The 16,408-nt window shown below is 59.4% G+C and carries 15 protein-coding genes; 9 read left to right on the forward strand and 6 right to left on the reverse strand.

The features are described from left to right. Positions 1 to 11: 11 nt before the first annotated feature. The 4 genes from fmt to L8H52_RS16240 are packed head-to-tail and all read left to right on the forward strand — an operon-like array spanning position 12 to position 4,047. Positions 12 to 971 (forward strand): methionyl-tRNA formyltransferase, encoded by a 960-nt coding sequence (gene fmt / locus L8H52_RS16225; RefSeq protein WP_242207945.1) that lies wholly within the window; start codon positions 12 to 14, stop codon positions 969 to 971. After that, a complete protein-coding gene (rsmB, locus tag L8H52_RS16230) occupies positions 968 to 2,278 on the forward strand; it encodes a 16S rRNA (cytosine(967)-C(5))-methyltransferase RsmB (RefSeq protein ID WP_242207944.1) in 1,311 nt (436 codons plus the stop codon). The genes fmt and rsmB overlap by 4 nt, the downstream gene beginning before the upstream one ends. A gap of 22 nt (positions 2,279 to 2,300) precedes the next feature. Then, a complete protein-coding gene (gene trkA / locus L8H52_RS16235; RefSeq protein ID WP_077575169.1) occupies positions 2,301 to 3,677 on the forward strand; it encodes a Trk system potassium transporter TrkA in 1,377 nt (458 codons plus the stop codon). Positions 3,678 to 3,732: 55 nt separating this feature from the next. Continuing rightward, the gene (locus L8H52_RS16240; protein ID WP_242207943.1) at positions 3,733 to 4,047 is read left to right on the forward strand and encodes a tetratricopeptide repeat protein; all 315 of its coding nucleotides are present in this window, start codon (positions 3,733 to 3,735) and stop codon (positions 4,045 to 4,047) included. Between the two features lie 4 nt (positions 4,048 to 4,051). On the opposite strand, the gene L8H52_RS16245 is transcribed toward L8H52_RS16240, so the two are convergent. The 3 genes from L8H52_RS16245 to tag form a co-directional block, all read right to left on the reverse strand. Further along, the gene (locus tag L8H52_RS16245) at positions 4,052 to 4,291 is read right to left on the reverse strand and encodes a PilZ domain-containing protein (RefSeq protein ID WP_242207942.1); all 240 of its coding nucleotides are present in this window, start codon (positions 4,289 to 4,291) and stop codon (positions 4,052 to 4,054) included. Positions 4,292 to 4,365: 74 nt separating this feature from the next. Continuing rightward, positions 4,366 to 5,253: a lysophospholipid acyltransferase gene (locus tag L8H52_RS16250; RefSeq protein ID WP_008084359.1), complete on the reverse strand. Its 888-nt coding sequence runs from the start codon at positions 5,251 to 5,253 to the stop codon at positions 4,366 to 4,368. A 40-nt stretch (positions 5,254 to 5,293) separates the two neighbouring features. Beyond that, complete coding sequence (tag, locus tag L8H52_RS16255) at positions 5,294 to 5,851, reverse strand: DNA-3-methyladenine glycosylase I (RefSeq protein WP_242207941.1); 558 nt, start codon at positions 5,849 to 5,851, stop codon at positions 5,294 to 5,296. An 81-nt stretch (positions 5,852 to 5,932) separates the two neighbouring features. Here tag and glyQ point away from each other — a divergent pair, with 81 nt between their 5' ends. The 4 genes from glyQ (at position 5,933) to L8H52_RS16275 (ending at position 10,344) form a co-directional block, all read left to right on the forward strand. Next, positions 5,933 to 6,886 (forward strand): glycine--tRNA ligase subunit alpha, encoded by a 954-nt coding sequence (gene glyQ / locus L8H52_RS16260; RefSeq protein ID WP_025112261.1) that lies wholly within the window; start codon positions 5,933 to 5,935, stop codon positions 6,884 to 6,886. Beyond that, complete coding sequence (glyS, locus tag L8H52_RS16265) at positions 6,883 to 8,937, forward strand: glycine--tRNA ligase subunit beta (RefSeq protein WP_242207940.1); 2,055 nt, start codon at positions 6,883 to 6,885, stop codon at positions 8,935 to 8,937. The genes glyQ and glyS overlap by 4 nt, the downstream gene beginning before the upstream one ends. A 4-nt stretch (positions 8,938 to 8,941) precedes the next feature. Next, complete coding sequence (gene gmhB, locus L8H52_RS16270) at positions 8,942 to 9,481, forward strand: D-glycero-beta-D-manno-heptose 1,7-bisphosphate 7-phosphatase (protein ID WP_194935684.1); 540 nt, start codon at positions 8,942 to 8,944, stop codon at positions 9,479 to 9,481. 83 nt (positions 9,482 to 9,564) lie between these two features. Beyond that, on the forward strand, positions 9,565 to 10,344 hold the full coding sequence (locus L8H52_RS16275) for a lysophospholipid acyltransferase family protein (protein ID WP_008084363.1): 780 nt from the start codon (positions 9,565 to 9,567) through the stop codon (positions 10,342 to 10,344). Positions 10,345 to 10,512: 168 nt separating this feature from the next. Here the strand turns inward: L8H52_RS16275 and L8H52_RS16280 are convergent, their stop codons facing one another. Then, positions 10,513 to 12,045, reverse strand: coding sequence for a HAMP domain-containing sensor histidine kinase (locus tag L8H52_RS16280; protein ID WP_242207939.1), 1,533 nt, complete (start codon positions 12,043 to 12,045; stop codon positions 10,513 to 10,515). A 169-nt stretch (positions 12,046 to 12,214) separates the two neighbouring features. On the opposite strand from L8H52_RS16280, the gene L8H52_RS16285 reads away from it, so the two are divergent. Further along, the gene (locus tag L8H52_RS16285; protein WP_242207938.1) at positions 12,215 to 12,934 is read left to right on the forward strand and encodes a response regulator transcription factor; all 720 of its coding nucleotides are present in this window, start codon (positions 12,215 to 12,217) and stop codon (positions 12,932 to 12,934) included. A 14-nt stretch (positions 12,935 to 12,948) separates the two neighbouring features. Here the strand turns inward: L8H52_RS16285 and dinD are convergent, their stop codons facing one another. Then, positions 12,949 to 13,785 carry a DNA damage-inducible protein D gene (dinD, locus tag L8H52_RS16290; protein WP_242207937.1) on the reverse strand — a complete coding sequence of 279 codons (837 nt, stop codon included), beginning with the start codon at positions 13,783 to 13,785 and terminating at the stop codon, positions 12,949 to 12,951. Between the two features lie 204 nt (positions 13,786 to 13,989). Further along, complete coding sequence (gene gyrB, locus L8H52_RS16295) at positions 13,990 to 16,407, reverse strand: DNA topoisomerase (ATP-hydrolyzing) subunit B (RefSeq protein WP_175552755.1); 2,418 nt, start codon at positions 16,405 to 16,407, stop codon at positions 13,990 to 13,992. Position 16,408: the final 1 nt, after the last annotated feature.

Raw genomic sequence — 16,408 nt, forward strand, 5'->3', positions numbered from 1 at the left:
AGACGCCCTTCATGACTGAGCCACTGCGCATCGTTTTTGCCGGCACCCCGGAATTCGCCGCCGAACACCTCAAGGCCCTGCTGAACAGCCCTTACGAGATCGTTGCGGTCTACACCCAACCGGATCGTCCGGCCGGTCGCGGGCAAAAACTGATGCCGAGCCCGGTCAAACAGCTGGCCCTGGAAAATGATATCCAGGTGTTGCAGCCACCGACTTTGCGCAACGCCGACGCGCAGGCTGAACTGGCTGCGCTGAAACCAGACTTGCTGGTGGTGGTCGCCTACGGTTTGATTCTGCCGCAGGTCGTGCTGGATATTCCGCGTCTGGGCTGCATCAACAGCCACGCCTCCTTGCTGCCACGCTGGCGCGGTGCGGCGCCGATTCAGCGCGCCGTCGAACACGGTGATGCCGAGAGCGGCGTCACGGTGATGCGCATGGAAGCCGGCCTCGACACCGGGCCGATGCTGCTCAAGGTCGTCACCCCGATCACCGGCGAAGACACCGGTGGCAGCCTGCATGATCGCCTCGCCGAAATGGGCCCACCGGCCGTAGTGCAAGCGATCGCCGGTCTGGCTGCCGGCACTCTGGAAGGCGAAGTGCAGAACGACGAACTCGCCACTTACGCGCATAAGCTGAACAAAGACGAAGCACGCATTGACTGGAGCCGCCCGGCGGTTGAGCTGGAACGTCTGGTGCGCGCCTTCAACCCATGGCCGGTCACCCACAGCACCCTCAACGGTGAAGCGCTGAAAGTGCTGGCGACAACACTCGCCGACGGTAAAGGCGCGCCGGGTGAAATCCTCAGCGCCAGCAAGGACGGCCTGGTCGTCGCCTGCGGCGAACAAGCCCTGTGCCTGACCCGTCTGCAACTGCCCGGCGGCAAAGCACTGAACTTCAGCGACCTGTTCAACAGTCGCCGTGAGAAATTCGCTGTCGGCACTGTGTTGGGTGCAGCGGTGGACGCGCAATGAACCCGCGTCTGGCCGCCGCCAAGGCACTCGCCGCCGTACTCAGCGGCAAGGCCTCGCTGAACAGCTCCTTACCGACACAACTGGACAAGGTCGAGGATCGCGATCGCGGTTTCACTCAGGATCTGGCGTTCGGCACCGCGCGCTGGCAGCCACGCCTGTCGGCGCTGGCGGAAAAACTTCTGCAGAAACCATTCAAGGCTGCTGACGCTGATGTCGAAGCGCTGCTGCTGGTCGGTCTCTACCAATTGCTCTACACCCGCGTCCCGGCTCACGCCGCCATCGGCGAAACCGTCGGTTGCGCCGACAAGCTGAAAAAGCCGTGGGCCAAGGGCCTGCTCAACGCCGTGCTGCGTAATGCGCAGCGCGAGAGCGAAGCGATTTTCGCCGAACTGGAACGCGATCCGGTGGTGCGCACCGCCCATCCGCGCTGGCTGCAAAAATCCCTGAAGGCTTTCTGGCCGGAGCAGTGGGAAGCCATCTGCGAAGCGAACAACGCGCATCCGCCGATGATCCTGCGGGTCAACCGCCGCCATCACAGCCGCGATGCCTACCTTGGCTTGCTGACTGAAGCCGGGATCGCTGCGACGCCGTGCGTTTACAGCCGTGACGGCATCGTTCTCGAAGCCGCCGCCGACGTGCGCAGCCTGCCGGGTTTCGCCGAAGGCTGGATCAGCGTGCAGGACGAAGCCGCGCAACTGGCCGCCGACCTGCTCGATCTGGCGCCGGGCCAACGCGTGCTCGACGCCTGTTGCGCCCCCGGCGGCAAAACCTGCCACATCCTCGAAGCCGAATCGACGCTGGCCGGTGTGGTAGCGGTGGATCTGGAAGCCAAGCGTCTGGTGCGCGTCAAAGAGAACCTTGAGCGTCTCGGTCTAAACGCCGAACTGATCGCGGCCGACGGTCGCGATATCGAGAAGTGGTGGGACGGCAAACCGTTCCAGCGCATCCTGCTCGACGCGCCATGCTCGGCTACCGGCGTGATCCGTCGCCATCCGGACATCAAGCTGACCCGTCAGCCGGACGACATCGTCGCCCTCGCGCAACTGCAAGGCGAGCTGCTCGACGCCATGTGGAAAACCCTCGAAGTCGGCGGCATCCTGCTGTACGCCACCTGCTCGACGCTGCCGACCGAGAACACCGAAGTCATCGCCGCGTTCCTTGAGCGCACCCCGGGTGCCCGCGAACTGGATCTGGCCACCACGGCCGGGATCAAACAGCCCCATGGTCGCCAATTGCTGGCCCAGCAAGGTGGGCATGACGGGTTCTACTACGCCAAGCTGATCAAGATCGCTGCCGCGCGCGGCTAAACGGATTCAATGGAGTGACTGGATGAAAATCATCATCCTCGGTGCGGGACAGGTCGGCGGTTCGCTGGCCGAGCATTTGGCCAGCGAGGCCAACGACATCACGGTGGTCGACACCGACGGCGAGCGCCTGCGCGACCTCGGCGACCGCCTCGACATCCGTACCGTGCAGGGCCGTGGCTCGCTGCCGTCGGTGCTGCGTCAGGCCGGTGCCGACGACGCCGACATGCTGGTGGCGGTGACCAACAGCGACGAGACCAATATGGTCGCCTGCCAGGTTGCCCACACGTTGTTCCACACCCCGACCAAGATCGCCCGGGTCCGCGAAGCGTCCTACCTCCATCGCGAGGAACAGCTGTTCCAGAACGAAGCGATTCCGGTTGACGTGCTGATCAGCCCCGAGCAAGTGGTGACCAACTACATCAAGCGCCTGATCCAGCATCCGGGTGCCTTGCAGGTGATCGACTTCGCCGAAGGCGCGGCGCAACTGGTGGCGGTGCGCGCTTATTACGGCGGGCCGCTGGTGGGTCAGCAATTGCGGCAGTTGCGCGAGCACATGCCGAATGTCGAAACCCGCGTGGCCGCGATTTTCCGTCGCGACCGACCAATCCTGCCGCAGGGCGACACGGTGATCGAGGCCGATGACGAAGTCTTCTTCATCGCTGCCCGTGAGAATATTCGCGCAGTGATGAGCGAAATGCGCCGCCTCGACGAAACCTACAAACGCATCGTCATCGCTGGCGGCGGGCAGATCGGTGAACGTCTGGCCGAGGCCATCGAAAGCCGTTATCAGGTGAAGATCATCGAGATGAATCCGGCGCGTTGCCGTTATCTCTCCGACACCCTCGACAGCACCGTGGTCTTGCAGGGCAGCGCTTCCGACCGTGATTTGCTGCTGGAGGAGAACATTGCCGACGCCGACATTTTCCTCGCGCTGACCAACGATGACGAAGCCAACATCATGTCGTCGCTGCTGGCCAAACGGCTGGGGGCGAAGAAGGTCATGACGATCATCAACAACCCGGCCTACGTCGACCTGATTCAGGGCGGCGACATCGACATCGCCATCAGCCCGCAACTGGCGACCATCGGCACGCTGCTGGCCCACGTGCGTCGTGGTGATATCGTCAGCGTGCACTCATTGCGTCGCGGTGCAGCGGAGGCGATCGAGGCAATTGCCCACGGTGATGCGAAGTCGAGCAAGGTCATCGGCAAGCCCATCGAGAAAATCGGCCTGCCGCCGGGCACCACGATTGGCGCGGTGATCCGCAACGAACAGGTGATCATCGCCCACGACGACACGGTGATCGAGGCGGGCGACCATGTGATTCTGTTCCTTGTGGATAAAAAGCATATTCGCGATGTGGAGAAGCTGTTTCATGTGGGGTTGAGCTTCTTTTGAGGTTGATCGTTCCCACGCTCCGCGTGGGAACGATCACATTAACGAGGGGGCAAAAATGCTCGAATCCCTGGAAAAAATGCTCGCCAAGGGTGTGGATAACTCCTTGCTGCGCTTCGGCTTGGGCAAGGGCTATCTGGACTTGGGCGAAAACGCCAAGGCTGCCGAACATTTCCAGCGCTGCGTCGGCTTCGATCCGAAATATTCGGCGGCATGGAAACTGTTGGGCAAGGCGCATCTCGCGCTGGGCGATCACGCCGCTGCGCGTCAGGCGTGGGGACAGGGTCTGGAAGCCGCCCGTGCCCATGGCGACAAGCAGGCCGAAAAGGAAATGACGGTGTTTCTGAAGAAGCTCGATCGTCAGGCGCAGTGACGCTTTACAAGTAGCGAAGGCCAATACCGTCGGCGTCCACCGTCACCACTTCCATCTTCACGCGCGGCGCGCCTGTGGGTAAATCCTGCACCTGGCCGTAAACCACTGCACCTTTGGGCAAAGAAGCCAGAACCGGATGCTGCACAAACACCCCGGTAGGCGACAGGTTGCGCGTCTGCCCGAGGCATTCGCCAAAACTGTCGTGGGTGATTTTGATGCGGAAGGATTTGCGGTGTTCGGACATCTTTATGCGCCCTTGAATGAACGGGTTGTGGATAACCTCGCCAGTGAGGTTATCCACAGATCATGCCAATCAGCTCAGTACCAACGCTCTTCGCCCGGCGGACGCTTCTTGAAGCGCTTCATGCTCCACATGTACTGGCTCGGATACGCCGCCACATAACGCTCGACCACTTTGCTCATCGCTGCGCAGGATTCCGCAGTATCGGTGCTGTACATGGCTTCGGGCGCGGCCTCAAGGATCACTTTGTAGCCAGAACCGTCGGGCAGGCGCAGCGCATGCAGGAACACGCCAACGGCTTTGCCACCGGCGAGCATGTTCGGCACGAATTTGCTGGTCAGCGCCTGCGTGGCGAAGAACGGCACAAAGATCCCGGCGGATTCGGCCGGTTCCGGGTCAGCGGGAATGCCCACTGCACCACCTTTGCGCACTTCCTTGATGACACTGAGGATGCCTTCCTTGGTCGAAGCGGCGACTTTGTTGCCCAGTTGCACGCGCTGTTTACGCAATAATTCATCCACAGCCTTGAGCTTCGGCGGACGGTAGAAAATGATCGGTTTGCACTGGCTGCAATAGAAGTGGTTGAGCACTTCCCAGTTGCCCAAGTGGCTGGTGATGCCGACCACGCCTTTGCCCGAGGCCAATGCGTCTTTCAGCACGTCGAGGCCTTCGACTTCGCGCACCAGATCGATTGAACGCTGCGCTGGCCAAATCCACGCGCAGGCGCTTTCGGTCAGCGACTTGCCGATATCTTTCAAACTCTGGCCAACCAAGCGCTCGCGCTCGGCCGGGTCCATCTGTGGAAAACATTTGGCGAGGTTGATCCGCACCACGTCGCGGGAGCGGTTGGGGGTTTTCCACATGATCCAGCCGATCGCCGAACCGACGGCCTGCACAGCCCGCCATGGCAGCAGGGCAAACAGCCGCAGAGCGCCTACCAGCAAGGCGCCTTTAAACTTTTCCACAGGTCACTCCTGATCTTGTGCGGTGCGCGAGGCGGCCATTCTAACCGCCGTTGACGAGCTGCGCGTAGCGGTCGCAATCCTGGGTGTGATCCATGACCATGCCCGAGGCCTGCATCAACGCGTAGCAAATGGTCGGTCCGACGAACGTGAACCTGGCCTTTTTCAGGCTTTTGCTCATGGCAACGGCTTCGGGGGTGATCGCCGGGACTTCGCTGCGATCCTTGAAATGATTGATGATCGGTTGGCCACCGACGAACGCCCAGAGGAACGCCACCGGGTCCTCCAGTGCCAGCCAGGCCTGGGCATTCCGGCGGGCGGCGTTGAGTTTGAGGCGGTTGCGGATGATCCCCGGATCGAGCATCAATTCGTCGATTTCGGCGTCGCTCATCTGCGCCACGCGCTGCACATCGAAGCCGAACAACACCTCGCGATAACGCTCGCGCTTGCGCAGCACGGTGATCCAGGAAAGCCCGGCCTGGAACCCTTCGAGCAAAAGCAACTCGAACAAACCCTGCGCATCGCGTAGCGGCGTGCCCCACTCCTGGTCGTGATAAGCCATGTACAGCGGATCTTCGGTACACCAAAAGCAGCGTGGCATAAGGCTCCAGGGGGCGTGCGCAGCAATGAATCGGGTATACTCCCGCTCTTTAAATCGCAGCCCAAGAAACAGGTGAATTTCGTGAGCCAGCCTACGCCAGCCGTGCGTACCTTCCAAGACTTGATCCTCGCGCTCCAGCAATACTGGGCCGAGCAAGGTTGTGTGGTACTTCAGCCCTACGATATGGAAGTAGGCGCCGGCACTTTCCACACCGCGACCTTCCTGCGCGCCATCGGCCCGGAAACCTGGAACGCCGCTTACGTGCAGCCAAGCCGCCGTCCGACTGACGGCCGTTACGGCGAAAACCCGAACCGTCTGCAGCACTACTACCAGTTCCAGGTGGTCCTGAAACCGAACCCGGACAACTTCCAGGAGCTGTACCTGGGCTCGCTCAAGCATGTCGGCCTGGACCCGCTGGTCCACGACATTCGTTTCGTCGAAGACAACTGGGAATCGCCGACCCTCGGCGCCTGGGGTCTGGGCTGGGAAGTCTGGCTGAACGGCATGGAAGTGACTCAGTTCACGTACTTCCAGCAGGCGGGCGGCATCGAGTGCTACCCGGTGACCGGCGAGATCACTTACGGTCTCGAGCGTCTGGCCATGTACCTGCAGGGCGTGGATTCGGTCTACGACCTGGTCTGGGCTGACGGCCCGATGGGCAAAGTCACCTACGGCGACGTGTTCCACCAGAACGAAGTCGAGCAGTCCACTTACAACTTCGAACACGCCAACGTCGACAAGCTGTTCGAACTGTTCGACTTCTATGAAAGCGAAGCCAAGCGCCTGATCGAACTCGACCAGCCGCTGCCGTTGCCGAGCTATGAAATGGTTCTGAAGGCCTCGCACACCTTCAACCTGCTGGATGCGCGCCGGGCGATCTCGGTGACCGCGCGTCAGCAATACATTCTGCGCGTACGCACCCTGGCGCGTTCCGTTGCGCAAGCCTACCTGCTGGCACGCGCCAAGCTGGGCTTCCCGATGGCGACCCCGGACCTGCGTGACGAAGTACTGGCCAAGCTGGAGGCTGCACAATGAGTGCGCAAGATTTTCTGGTTGAACTGGGCACCGAAGAACTGCCACCGAAAGCCCTGAACACCTTGGCTGAGGCGTTCCTCGCCGGTATCGACAAAGGCCTGCAAGCCGCTGGCCTGAGCTACGAGACTAAAACCGTCTATGCCGCGCCGCGTCGTCTGGCTGTGCTGATCACCGCGCTGGCCACCCAGCAACCGGATCGCAGCATCAACCTCGACGGCCCGCCACGTCAGGCGGCGTTCGACGCTGAAGGCAATCCGACTCAGGCAGCCTTGGGTTTCGCCAAGAAATGCGGCGTTGATCTGAGCGAAATCGACCAGAGCGGCCCGAAACTGCGTTACAGCCAGAGCATCGCCGGCAAGCCGACCGCGAGCCTGCTACCGACCATCGTCGAAGATTCGCTGAACGACCTGCCGATCCCGAAACGCATGCGTTGGGGTGCGCGCAAGGAAGAGTTCGTGCGTCCGACCCAATGGCTGGTGATGCTGCTCGGTGACCAGGTCATCGACTGCACCATCCTCGCGCAGAAGGCTGGCCGTGACTCCCGTGGTCACCGCTTCCATCACCCGGAAAGCGTGCACATCGGTTCGCCATCGAGTTACCTCGCCGACCTGCGTGCCGCTTACGTACTGGCCGACGCCAACGAGCGTCGCGAGATCATCAGCAAGCGCACCGAAGAGCTGGCCACCCGTCAGGAAGGCACGGCAATCGTTCCGCCGGCACTGCTCGACGAAGTGACCGCGCTGGTTGAATGGCCGGTGCCGCTGGTGTGCTCGTTCGAGGAACGTTTCCTCGACGTGCCGCAAGAAGCGCTGATCACCACCATGCAGGACAACCAGAAGTACTTCTGCCTGCTGGATGCCGACGGCAAGTTGCTGCCACGTTTCATCACTGTGGCCAACATCGAAAGCAAAGACCCGCAGCAGATCATCGCCGGTAACGAGAAAGTGGTTCGCCCACGCCTGACCGACGCCGAGTTCTTCTTCAAGCAAGACAAGAAGCAGAAGCTCGAAGCCTTTAACGATCGCCTGAAAAACGTGGTGTTCCAGGAAAAACTCGGCAGCGTCTATGACAAGGCCGAGCGTGTTTCCAAGCTCGCTGCGTACATCGCCGCACGCATCGGCGGCAACGCTTCGTGGGCTGCTCGCGCTGGCCTGCTGTCGAAGTGCGACCTGGCCACCGAAATGGTCGGCGAGTTCCCGGAGATGCAAGGTGTCGCCGGTTACTACTACGCCCTCAATGACGGCGAGCCGGAAGACGTCGCGCTGGCACTCAACGAGCAATACATGCCGCGCGGTGCCGGTGCTGAACTGCCAGCCACCCTGACCGGTGCCGCCGTTGCGATCGCTGACAAGCTCGACACCCTGGTCGGTATTTTCGGTATCGGCATGCTGCCAACCGGCAGCAAAGACCCGTATGCCCTGCGCCGTGCGGCACTCGGCGTGCTGCGTATCCTGATCGAGAAGAAACTTGATCTCGACCTGAACGACGCCGTGGCGTTCGCCGTGGCCGCGTTCGGTGCCAAGGTCAAGGCTGCCGGCCTCAACGAGTCCGTGCTGGAATTCATCTTCGACCGTCTGCGTGCGCGTTACGAAGATGAAGGCGTTGAAGTCGCCACTTACCTGTCGGTGCGTGCCCTGAAGCCGGGTTCGGCGCTGGACTTCGATCAGCGAGTGCAAGCGGTGCAAGCCTTCCGCAAACTGCCGGAAGCGGCAGCGCTGGCGGCGGTGAACAAGCGTGTATCGAACTTGTTGAGCAAACTCGAAGGCGCGGTGCCGACCGAGGTGCAAGCCAAGTACTTCGACAACGCCAACGAGTTCTCGCTGTACTCGGCGATCCAGCAAGCGGATCAGGCGGTACAGCCAATGGCTGCGGCGCGTCAGTACAACGAATCGCTGGCACGCCTGGCGGCATTGCGTGAGCCTGTGGATGCGTTCTTCGACGCGGTGATGGTCAATGCCGACGACGCCAATGTGCGGGCCAACCGTTACGCGCTGCTGGCGCGTCTGCGTGGCCTGTTCCTCGGCGTTGCCGACATTTCGCTGCTGGGTTGAGGGATTGCTGTTGAAACTGCTGATTCTCGATCGGGACGGAGTGATCAATTACGACTCCGACGCTTACATCAAGTCAGTGGCGGAGTGGATTCCGTTGCCCGGCTCGATCGAAGCGATTGCGCAGTTGAGCAAGGCCGGCTGGACGGTGGCGGTGGCCACCAACCAGTCGGGCATTGCTCGCGGTTACTACGACCTCGCTACCCTTGATGCCATGCATGCGCGCTTGCGCGAACTGGTGGCGGAGCAGGGCGGTGAAGTCGGGCTGATCGTGTATTGCCCGCATGGGCCGGATGAAGGTTGCGATTGCCGCAAGCCGAAACCGGGGATGTTGAAAACCATCGCGGCGCATTACAACGTCACGCTTGCCAATGTCTGGTTCGTCGGTGACAGCCTTGGTGACCTGGAGGCCGCCAAAGCCGTCGATTCACAGCCAGTTTTGGTAAAGACCGGAAAAGGCGCAAAGACTCAGGGCAAAACCCTGCCGGTTGGCACTCTGATTTTTGACGATCTGGCGGCGATTGCCGCAGAACTTATCCACAACTAGAGTACTTCTGAAGTTCCTGACCAGGGATTGATCGGGAGTGCGCTTGAACATTCGGGCATTGCCCCGTCACGGTAAACGTCACTATGTCGATACTGCGGGCCATCAGGATTTTTCTCTTTTACCTGTTGCTGGGCACCACCTCCCTGCTGTGGTGCAGCTTGAGTTTTTTTATCGCGCCGTTTTTGCCGTTCAAGGCGCGCTATCGTTTTATCAACGTGTACTGGTGCCGCTGCGCCTTGTGGTTGACCAAGGTGTTCCTCGGTATCCGTTACGAAATCAAAGGCGCGGAAAACGTGCCTGACCGGCCCTGCGTGATTCAATCGAACCACCAGAGCACTTGGGAGACGTTCTTTCTCTCCGCCTATTTCTCGCCGTTGAGCCAGGTGCTCAAACGCGAACTGCTTTATGTACCGTTCTTCGGCTGGGCCATGGCCATGTTGCGGCCGATCGCGATTGATCGCGACAACCCGAAAGCTGCTTTGAAACAGGTCGCGGCAAAAGGTGATGAGCTGCTGAAGGATAACGTTTGGGTGCTGATCTTCCCGGAAGGTACGCGTGTTCCCTTTGGCACTGTCGGCAAGTTCTCCCGCAGTGGTAGCGCTTTGGCGGTGAATGCGGCGCTTCCGGTGCTGCCGATTGCACACAATGCCGGCAAGTTCTGGCCGAAAATCGGTTGGGGCAAAAAGTCTGGCGTGATCACTGTGGTCATCGGCGAACCGATGTATGCCGAAGGCACAGGCCCGCGCGCCATCGCCGAGTTGAACGACCGGGTACAAGCCTGGAACGAGAAGACTCAACGCGAGATGGGCTCGCTGCCACCAGCCCCGCAGGCACCGGCGGCAAATGATCAGATCGCTGTCTGAGATTTTGTGGATAACCTGTGTACGGTTTTGTTGAAAAGGCTTGAATATTGAAATTAACTTATTGATTTACTTATATATTTCTCAAGCTCATAAAAGACCGTAAAAGGTGCATAAGTTTTTTTCGGATGTAAAAAAACCGGCTGATATAGCCGGTTTTTTTGTGCCTGATCAGTCGGGGACAAGCGGTAACTCAAGCAGGAAGGTGGTGCCTTGATCAACCACGCTGCGACATTCGATTTTGCCGCCGTGGTGATCGACTACCGCTTTGACCATCGACAAGCCGAGGCCCACGCCGTCGATGCCCTGCGCGGAAGAAAAACGTCGGTATTGGCTGAAAAGGTCGGGCAATTCATCGGCGGCGATGCCCTTGCCTTGATCGATCAATTCACAGTGCAACCATTCCTCGCGGCAACTGACGCGCAGGGTGATAGTGGTATCTGCCGGGCTGTACTTGATCGCGTTCTCCAAAAGGTTGAACAGCGCGCGGGTCAGCAAGCCCTGATCAGCATTGATCAGACGTTCCTGCGACTCTTCATCCATGTCATGCAGCAGCTCGATACGTTTCTGCTGGGCGATGGGCAACGCTTGATCCAGCACATCCAATACCAGCATCGCGAACAGCGTCGGCTGAAACTGGTAAGCCTCGGATTCGGCCCGCGCCAGCAGCACAAACCCGTCAGTCAGATCCAGCGCGCGACGCACCTGGCGTTCGATTTGTTCGAACAACGGCGCATCGGCCCCGACTTGATGACGGTGCACATCGAGCAAGGCGAGGATGGCCGAATGCGGCGCGCGCAAGTCGTGGGAAAGAAAGCGCAGCAACACACTGCGCTGTTCTTCGGCGGCGCGTTCGGCACTGAGGTCGGTGAGGCTCAGCAGCCAACCGATCGGCGTGTCACCGTCCACGGGCAGCAGGGCGGCACGCTCTAGACGCAGGCTGCGTTCCTTATGATCACGGAATTCCAGCAACGGCAGGGCGGACAGTAACGGACGTTGTTCTGTGGACAACTCCGGGTAACCAAGGCGCGCCAGCTGATTGAGGACGTCGTCCCCCACCAGGTTGTTATCGAAGAGCTGGCGAGCCTTGCGATTGCCCAACAGAATCTGCCCCTTGGGGTCACTGATCAGTGTGGCAACCGGTAGGTACTCCAGACCGTCGGCGATAAAACGCCGTGTATCGCGGGTACGGCTCATGGCTTGTTCGAGCGCCATGATCTGACCCTGCAGGCGGTCAGCCCCGGTGAATTGCGAGCGACGGCGCTCGGGGAAAACTTTCGGTTCACTGTCCAGCCGTGCCAACTCCCAACCGAAATAGGTCAGCACCACACTCAGGCGCCGCCAGTTCCAGATCAGATAACCGAACAACATCCCCAGCACTGCTGGCGTCGGCGACCACCAACGGCGCATTTCCGCTAAGCCTGCACTGGCCAGCAGCGCGCACGCCATGCCGATCAATGTGACCCAGAGCGCCCAGCGCGGACGCCACAACAGCAGGCCAAGACTGCCGGCCACCAAGGCGACCGACAACAAGGCGCCCATGGCGGGAGATGCATCGTGCAAATTGACCTGCGCGCGATAAGACAACAACGCAGTCAGCGGCAACAGCACTAGACTTATCCACAACCATTCGCGCACCAACTGTCGAAACAATCGCTGCACCTGGCTCGGTTCACGGCTTTCACGCCGACGCTGATTGTTCATGGGGAAAAAGGGCAGGGCAGGGTGAATGGTTTCATGGGCCACAGGTCTGAGACGTAGACCCGAAGAATCATAGCGGACGTCGACCAACGGCGGGCCGCTTACTTTCCCTGCAATGGCGGAGCGACTATGGTTGTCCGCCAACTGCCCCAGCAACAAGGAATAACCGCGAATGCGCGTTGCGATTCTGGACGACGAACCCGCCGAACTGCGCCGGGTCGAGCAAACCCTGCAGCAAATGGCTGATGCCGGCGAACAGCCGTGGTCGCTGCACAGCTTCGAGCGTGGTGAAGACCTGTTGCGACAGCTACGCCGGGAGACCTTCGACCTGCTGATCCTCGACTGGCAACTTCCCGACCTCACCGGCCTGGCGTTGTTGCGCTGGACCCGCGAACACATGGAAGCGCCTCCGGCCGCGATCATGCTGACCAGTCGCGATGGCGAAAGCGATATCGTCCAAGCGTTGAATGCCGGGGCTGATGATTACGTGAGCAAGCCGTTTCGGCCAAATGAGTTGAAGGCGCGGGTGGCTGCGGTGCTGCGTCGGCATAGCCAGCAACGTGCGGCGGCAACGGAAGTGCTGAGCTTTAATGATCTTACTTTTGATGACGCTGAACTGACCGTTACTCGGGAGGGAAAGCCGATCGTCATGACCGAGCGTGAATATCGACTGGCTCGGTGCCTGTTCAGCAATCTGGGCCGGCCGTTGTCGCGGGATTATCTGTATGAGCGATTCTGGCCGCATGAGGAGATGGCGTCATCGCGACCGTTGGATACGCATATCTATCGTCTGCGCAACAAGCTCGGGCTGACGGCGGATCGGGGTTGGCAGTTGCTGACGATTTACGGGTATGGGTACCGGTTGGAGAGTGTGGCGTCGAACTCGCAGTAATGGTTCTGGCCGTTTCACTCTTCTTCGGCGCGACCCTTCAATTTTTTGATCGCAGATTCCAACTGCTTGATGCTGGTAGCCGGCATTGGAAGATCCTCTGGCATGGTGCCGCCAAGTTCGGAAATGGTTTCTCTGACTTTTCGACCAACCTGCAAGTGAACTTCGTTAGCTTGTTGCTTGCCCTGAACATTGTCGCGACGCAATTTATCTTCAGCCTGAGTCGCTCGAAATAAATTAGCGGCCAGTTCAGTCGAGCCCATGTGATCAAGAATTTTTTGGCTTTTTTTGAGGCCTTTGCGCTGGTGGATCGCTTTCTGATCAAGTCCTCCGTAGAGCCCTTGATATCCATGATTCTGGAAAACGGCGAAATCCAATTCTGTCTCAACGCCTGCCTGCTGTGCCGTTTCAACCAGAAGCTTGTTGTGCTCGCGCAACTCATTGCGCAGCAGCAAACGCTTCTGATCGTCCCTTAGACTTTGAAATCCGGCATCGTCTGTCAGCTCCTGACGTCGGGTCTGAATCGCAAAGTAGGTTTGCCCTGCGGCGATGACGGGTTTGGATGGATCTCCGTTCTGGACAACTAAATAGCAGGCATAGCGGGAGAGGTGAAAATCCTTCAGTTCTCGCAGAGAACCAGACCCCAAGGAGACCATTTTGCTGGTTTCAACAAAATGGTCGGATACCGAATGATCACCGTGTTCACAAGCTTGTATAGCCTTGGCGATAACGTTCTCGAAGTTACGCCACGTTCTGTATTCCAGCAGCGGAGCAAGGTCTCGGGCAGACCAGTACTCCACTCCATCGTCGGTTCGGTACTTGAGGCCTTCAAACGTCTGATGCTGTTCGCTCAACGGTAAATCCTCTACTGGATGAATAAGTCGAAAGTAGCCAGACAGAGCGTTGCACTGACGCGAGGAGTTATCAATCCGGAAAACATGTACATACAAATCATGACGCAGACTTGTATGTATGTAGGGATGCATGAAAACGTAAAAACCCCGATGAGCCAAAACTCACCGGGGTTTATTTTTTACTTCAAGCCCGAACAGAATTCGTTAGAAATCCAGGTTGGAAACCGCCAACGCATTGCTCTCGATGAAGTCACGGCGAGGTTCGACCGCATCACCCATCAGGGTGTTGAAGATCTGGTCTGCGCCAATGGCGTCCTCGATGGTGACTTTCAGCATGCGGCGCACGCTTGGGTCCATGGTGGTTTCCCACAGCTGATCCGGGTTCATTTCGCCCAGACCTTTGTATCGCTGAATGGTGTGGCGCTTGGTGCTTTCAGCCATCAGCCAGTCCAGTGCTTCCTTGAACTCGGTGACCGCTTTCTTGCGCTCGCCACGCTGGATGTACGCGCCTTCGTCGAGCAGGGTGCTCAGCTGAGCGCCGAGGGTAACGACGGTCTTGTAGTCGTTGCTGCCGAAGAAGTCGCGGTTGAAGGTGACGTAGTTCGACAGGCCGTGGGAGATCAGTTCGACCTCTGGCAGCCACACGCCACGTTCACGGTCTTCGCGCAGGCTGGCCTTGTAGACCAGACCGGATTTCTCGACGGTACGCAGACGTGCTTCGTACTGGGCCAGCCACTCTTGCATCGCTGCGTGGTCGCCGAGCTTTTCCAGGCTCACGGCCGGCAGGTAGATGAAGTGCTCGGTCAGTTCCTGCGGGTACAGGCGCGACAGACGCTTGAGGGTCTTCATCACCATGCGGAAGTCGTTCACCAGACGCTCAAGCGCTTCACCGGAAATGCCCGGGGCCTCTTCGTTCAGGTGCAGGCTCGCATCTTCCAGGGCCGACTGCGTCATGTACTCTTCCATGGCGTCGTCGTCTTTGATGTATTGCTCTTGCTTGCCTTTCTTGACCTTGTACAGCGGCGGCTGGGCGATGTAGATGTAGCCACGCTCGATCAGCTCCGGCAACTGACGGAAGAAGAAGGTCAGCAACAGCGTACGGATGTGCGAACCGTCGACGTCAGCATCGGTCATGATGATGATGTTGTGATAACGCAGCTTGTCGATGTTGTACTCGTCGCGACCGATACCGCAGCCCAGCGCGGTGATCAAGGTGCCCACTTCCTGGGAAGAGATCATCTTGTCGAAACGCGCTTTCTCGACGTTGAGGATCTTGCCCTTCAACGGCAGGATCGCCTGGGTCTTGCGGTTACGTCCCTGCTTGGCAGAGCCGCCCGCGGAGTCACCTTCCACCAGATACAGTTCGGACAGTGCCGGGTCCTTTTCCTGGCAGTCAGCGAGCTTGCCTGGCAGGCCGGCGATGTCCAGCGCGCCTTTGCGGCGGGTCATCTCACGGGCCTTGCGCGCCGCTTCACGGGCACGGGCAGCGTCGATCATCTTGCCGACGACCAGCTTGGCTTCGTTCGGGTTTTCCAGGAGGAAGTCGGAGAAGTACTTGCCCATCTCCTGCTCGACCGCGGTCTTCACTTCGGAAGACACCAGTTTGTCTTTGGTCTGCGAGCTGAACTTCGGATCCGGCACTTTCACCGAAATGATCGCGGTCAGGCCTTCACGGGCATCGTCACCGGTGGTTGCGACTTTGTGCTTCTTCGCCAGACCTTCCTGCTCGATGTAGTTGTTCAGGTTACGCGTCAGTGCCGAACGGAAGCCCACCAAGTGAGTGCCGCCATCGCGCTGCGGAATGTTGTTGGTGAAGCACAACAGGTTCTCGTTGAAGCTGTCGTTCCACTGCAGGGCGATTTCCACGCCGATGCCGTCTTCACGCTGGATGTTGAAGTGGAACACCTGGTTGACCGCAGTCTTGTTGGTGTTTAGGTATTCAACGAACGCACGCAGGCCGCCTTCGTACTTGAACAGCTCTTCCTTGCCGCTGCGCTCATCCTTGAGGACGATGCCGACACCGGAGTTGAGGAAGGACAGTTCACGAATACGTTTTGCGAGGATGTCCCAGCTGAAGTGAATATTCTTGAAGGTGTCAGCCGAAGGCTTGAAGTGGATCTGGGTGCCGGTGGTTTCGCTGTCGCCAACGATCGCCATCGGTGCCTGAGGCACGCCGTGGACATAGGTCTGTTCCCAGATCTTGCCGCTGCGGCGTACGGTCAGTACCAGCTCTTCGGACAGTGCGTTCACTACCGACACACCTACACCGTGCAGACCGCCGGATACTTTGTAGGAGTTGTCGTCGAACTTACCGCCAGCGTGGAGGACGGTCATGATGACCTCGGCGGCGGAAACGCCTTCCTCTTTGTGCACGTCTACCGGGATGCCACGGCCGTTGTCTTTAACGGTGATGGACTCATCCGGGTGGATGATGATGCTGATGTCGTCGCAGTGGCCGGCGAGGGCTTCGTCGATCGAGTTGTCGACCACCTCGAACACCATGTGGTGCAGACCGCTGCCATCGTCGGTGTCACCAATGTACATACCGGGACGTTTGCGTACGGCATCCAGGCCTTTCAGCACTTTAATGCTCGTTGAGTCGTACGTATTTTCTTCGCTCAAT

Origin of the sequence: Pseudomonas sp. CROZ-RG-20F-R04-15 (assembly GCF_022662375.1) — a bacterium.
In the GTDB taxonomy this organism is placed as follows: domain Bacteria; phylum Pseudomonadota; class Gammaproteobacteria; order Pseudomonadales; family Pseudomonadaceae; genus Aquipseudomonas.

Bases quoted from the DNA above. Each gene is read 5' to 3' on its own strand.
- fmt (WP_242207945.1), top strand. From the start codon at position 12: ATGACTGAGCCACTGCGCATCGTTTTTGCCGGCACCCCGGAATTCGCC.
- rsmB (WP_242207944.1), top strand. From the start codon at position 968: ATGAACCCGCGTCTGGCCGCCGCCAAGGCACTCGCCGCCGTACTCAGC.
- trkA (WP_077575169.1), top strand. From the start codon at position 2,301: ATGAAAATCATCATCCTCGGTGCGGGACAGGTCGGCGGTTCGCTGGCC.
- L8H52_RS16240 (WP_242207943.1), top strand. From the start codon at position 3,733: ATGCTCGAATCCCTGGAAAAAATGCTCGCCAAGGGTGTGGATAACTCC.
- L8H52_RS16245 (WP_242207942.1), bottom strand. From the start codon at position 4,291: ATGTCCGAACACCGCAAATCCTTCCGCATCAAAATCACCCACGACAGT.
- tag (WP_242207941.1), bottom strand. From the start codon at position 5,851: ATGCCACGCTGCTTTTGGTGTACCGAAGATCCGCTGTACATGGCTTAT.
- glyS (WP_242207940.1), top strand. From the start codon at position 6,883: ATGAGTGCGCAAGATTTTCTGGTTGAACTGGGCACCGAAGAACTGCCA.
- L8H52_RS16275 (WP_008084363.1), top strand. From the start codon at position 9,565: ATGTCGATACTGCGGGCCATCAGGATTTTTCTCTTTTACCTGTTGCTG.
- L8H52_RS16280 (WP_242207939.1), bottom strand. From the start codon at position 12,045: ATGAACAATCAGCGTCGGCGTGAAAGCCGTGAACCGAGCCAGGTGCAG.
- L8H52_RS16285 (WP_242207938.1), top strand. From the start codon at position 12,215: ATGCGCGTTGCGATTCTGGACGACGAACCCGCCGAACTGCGCCGGGTC.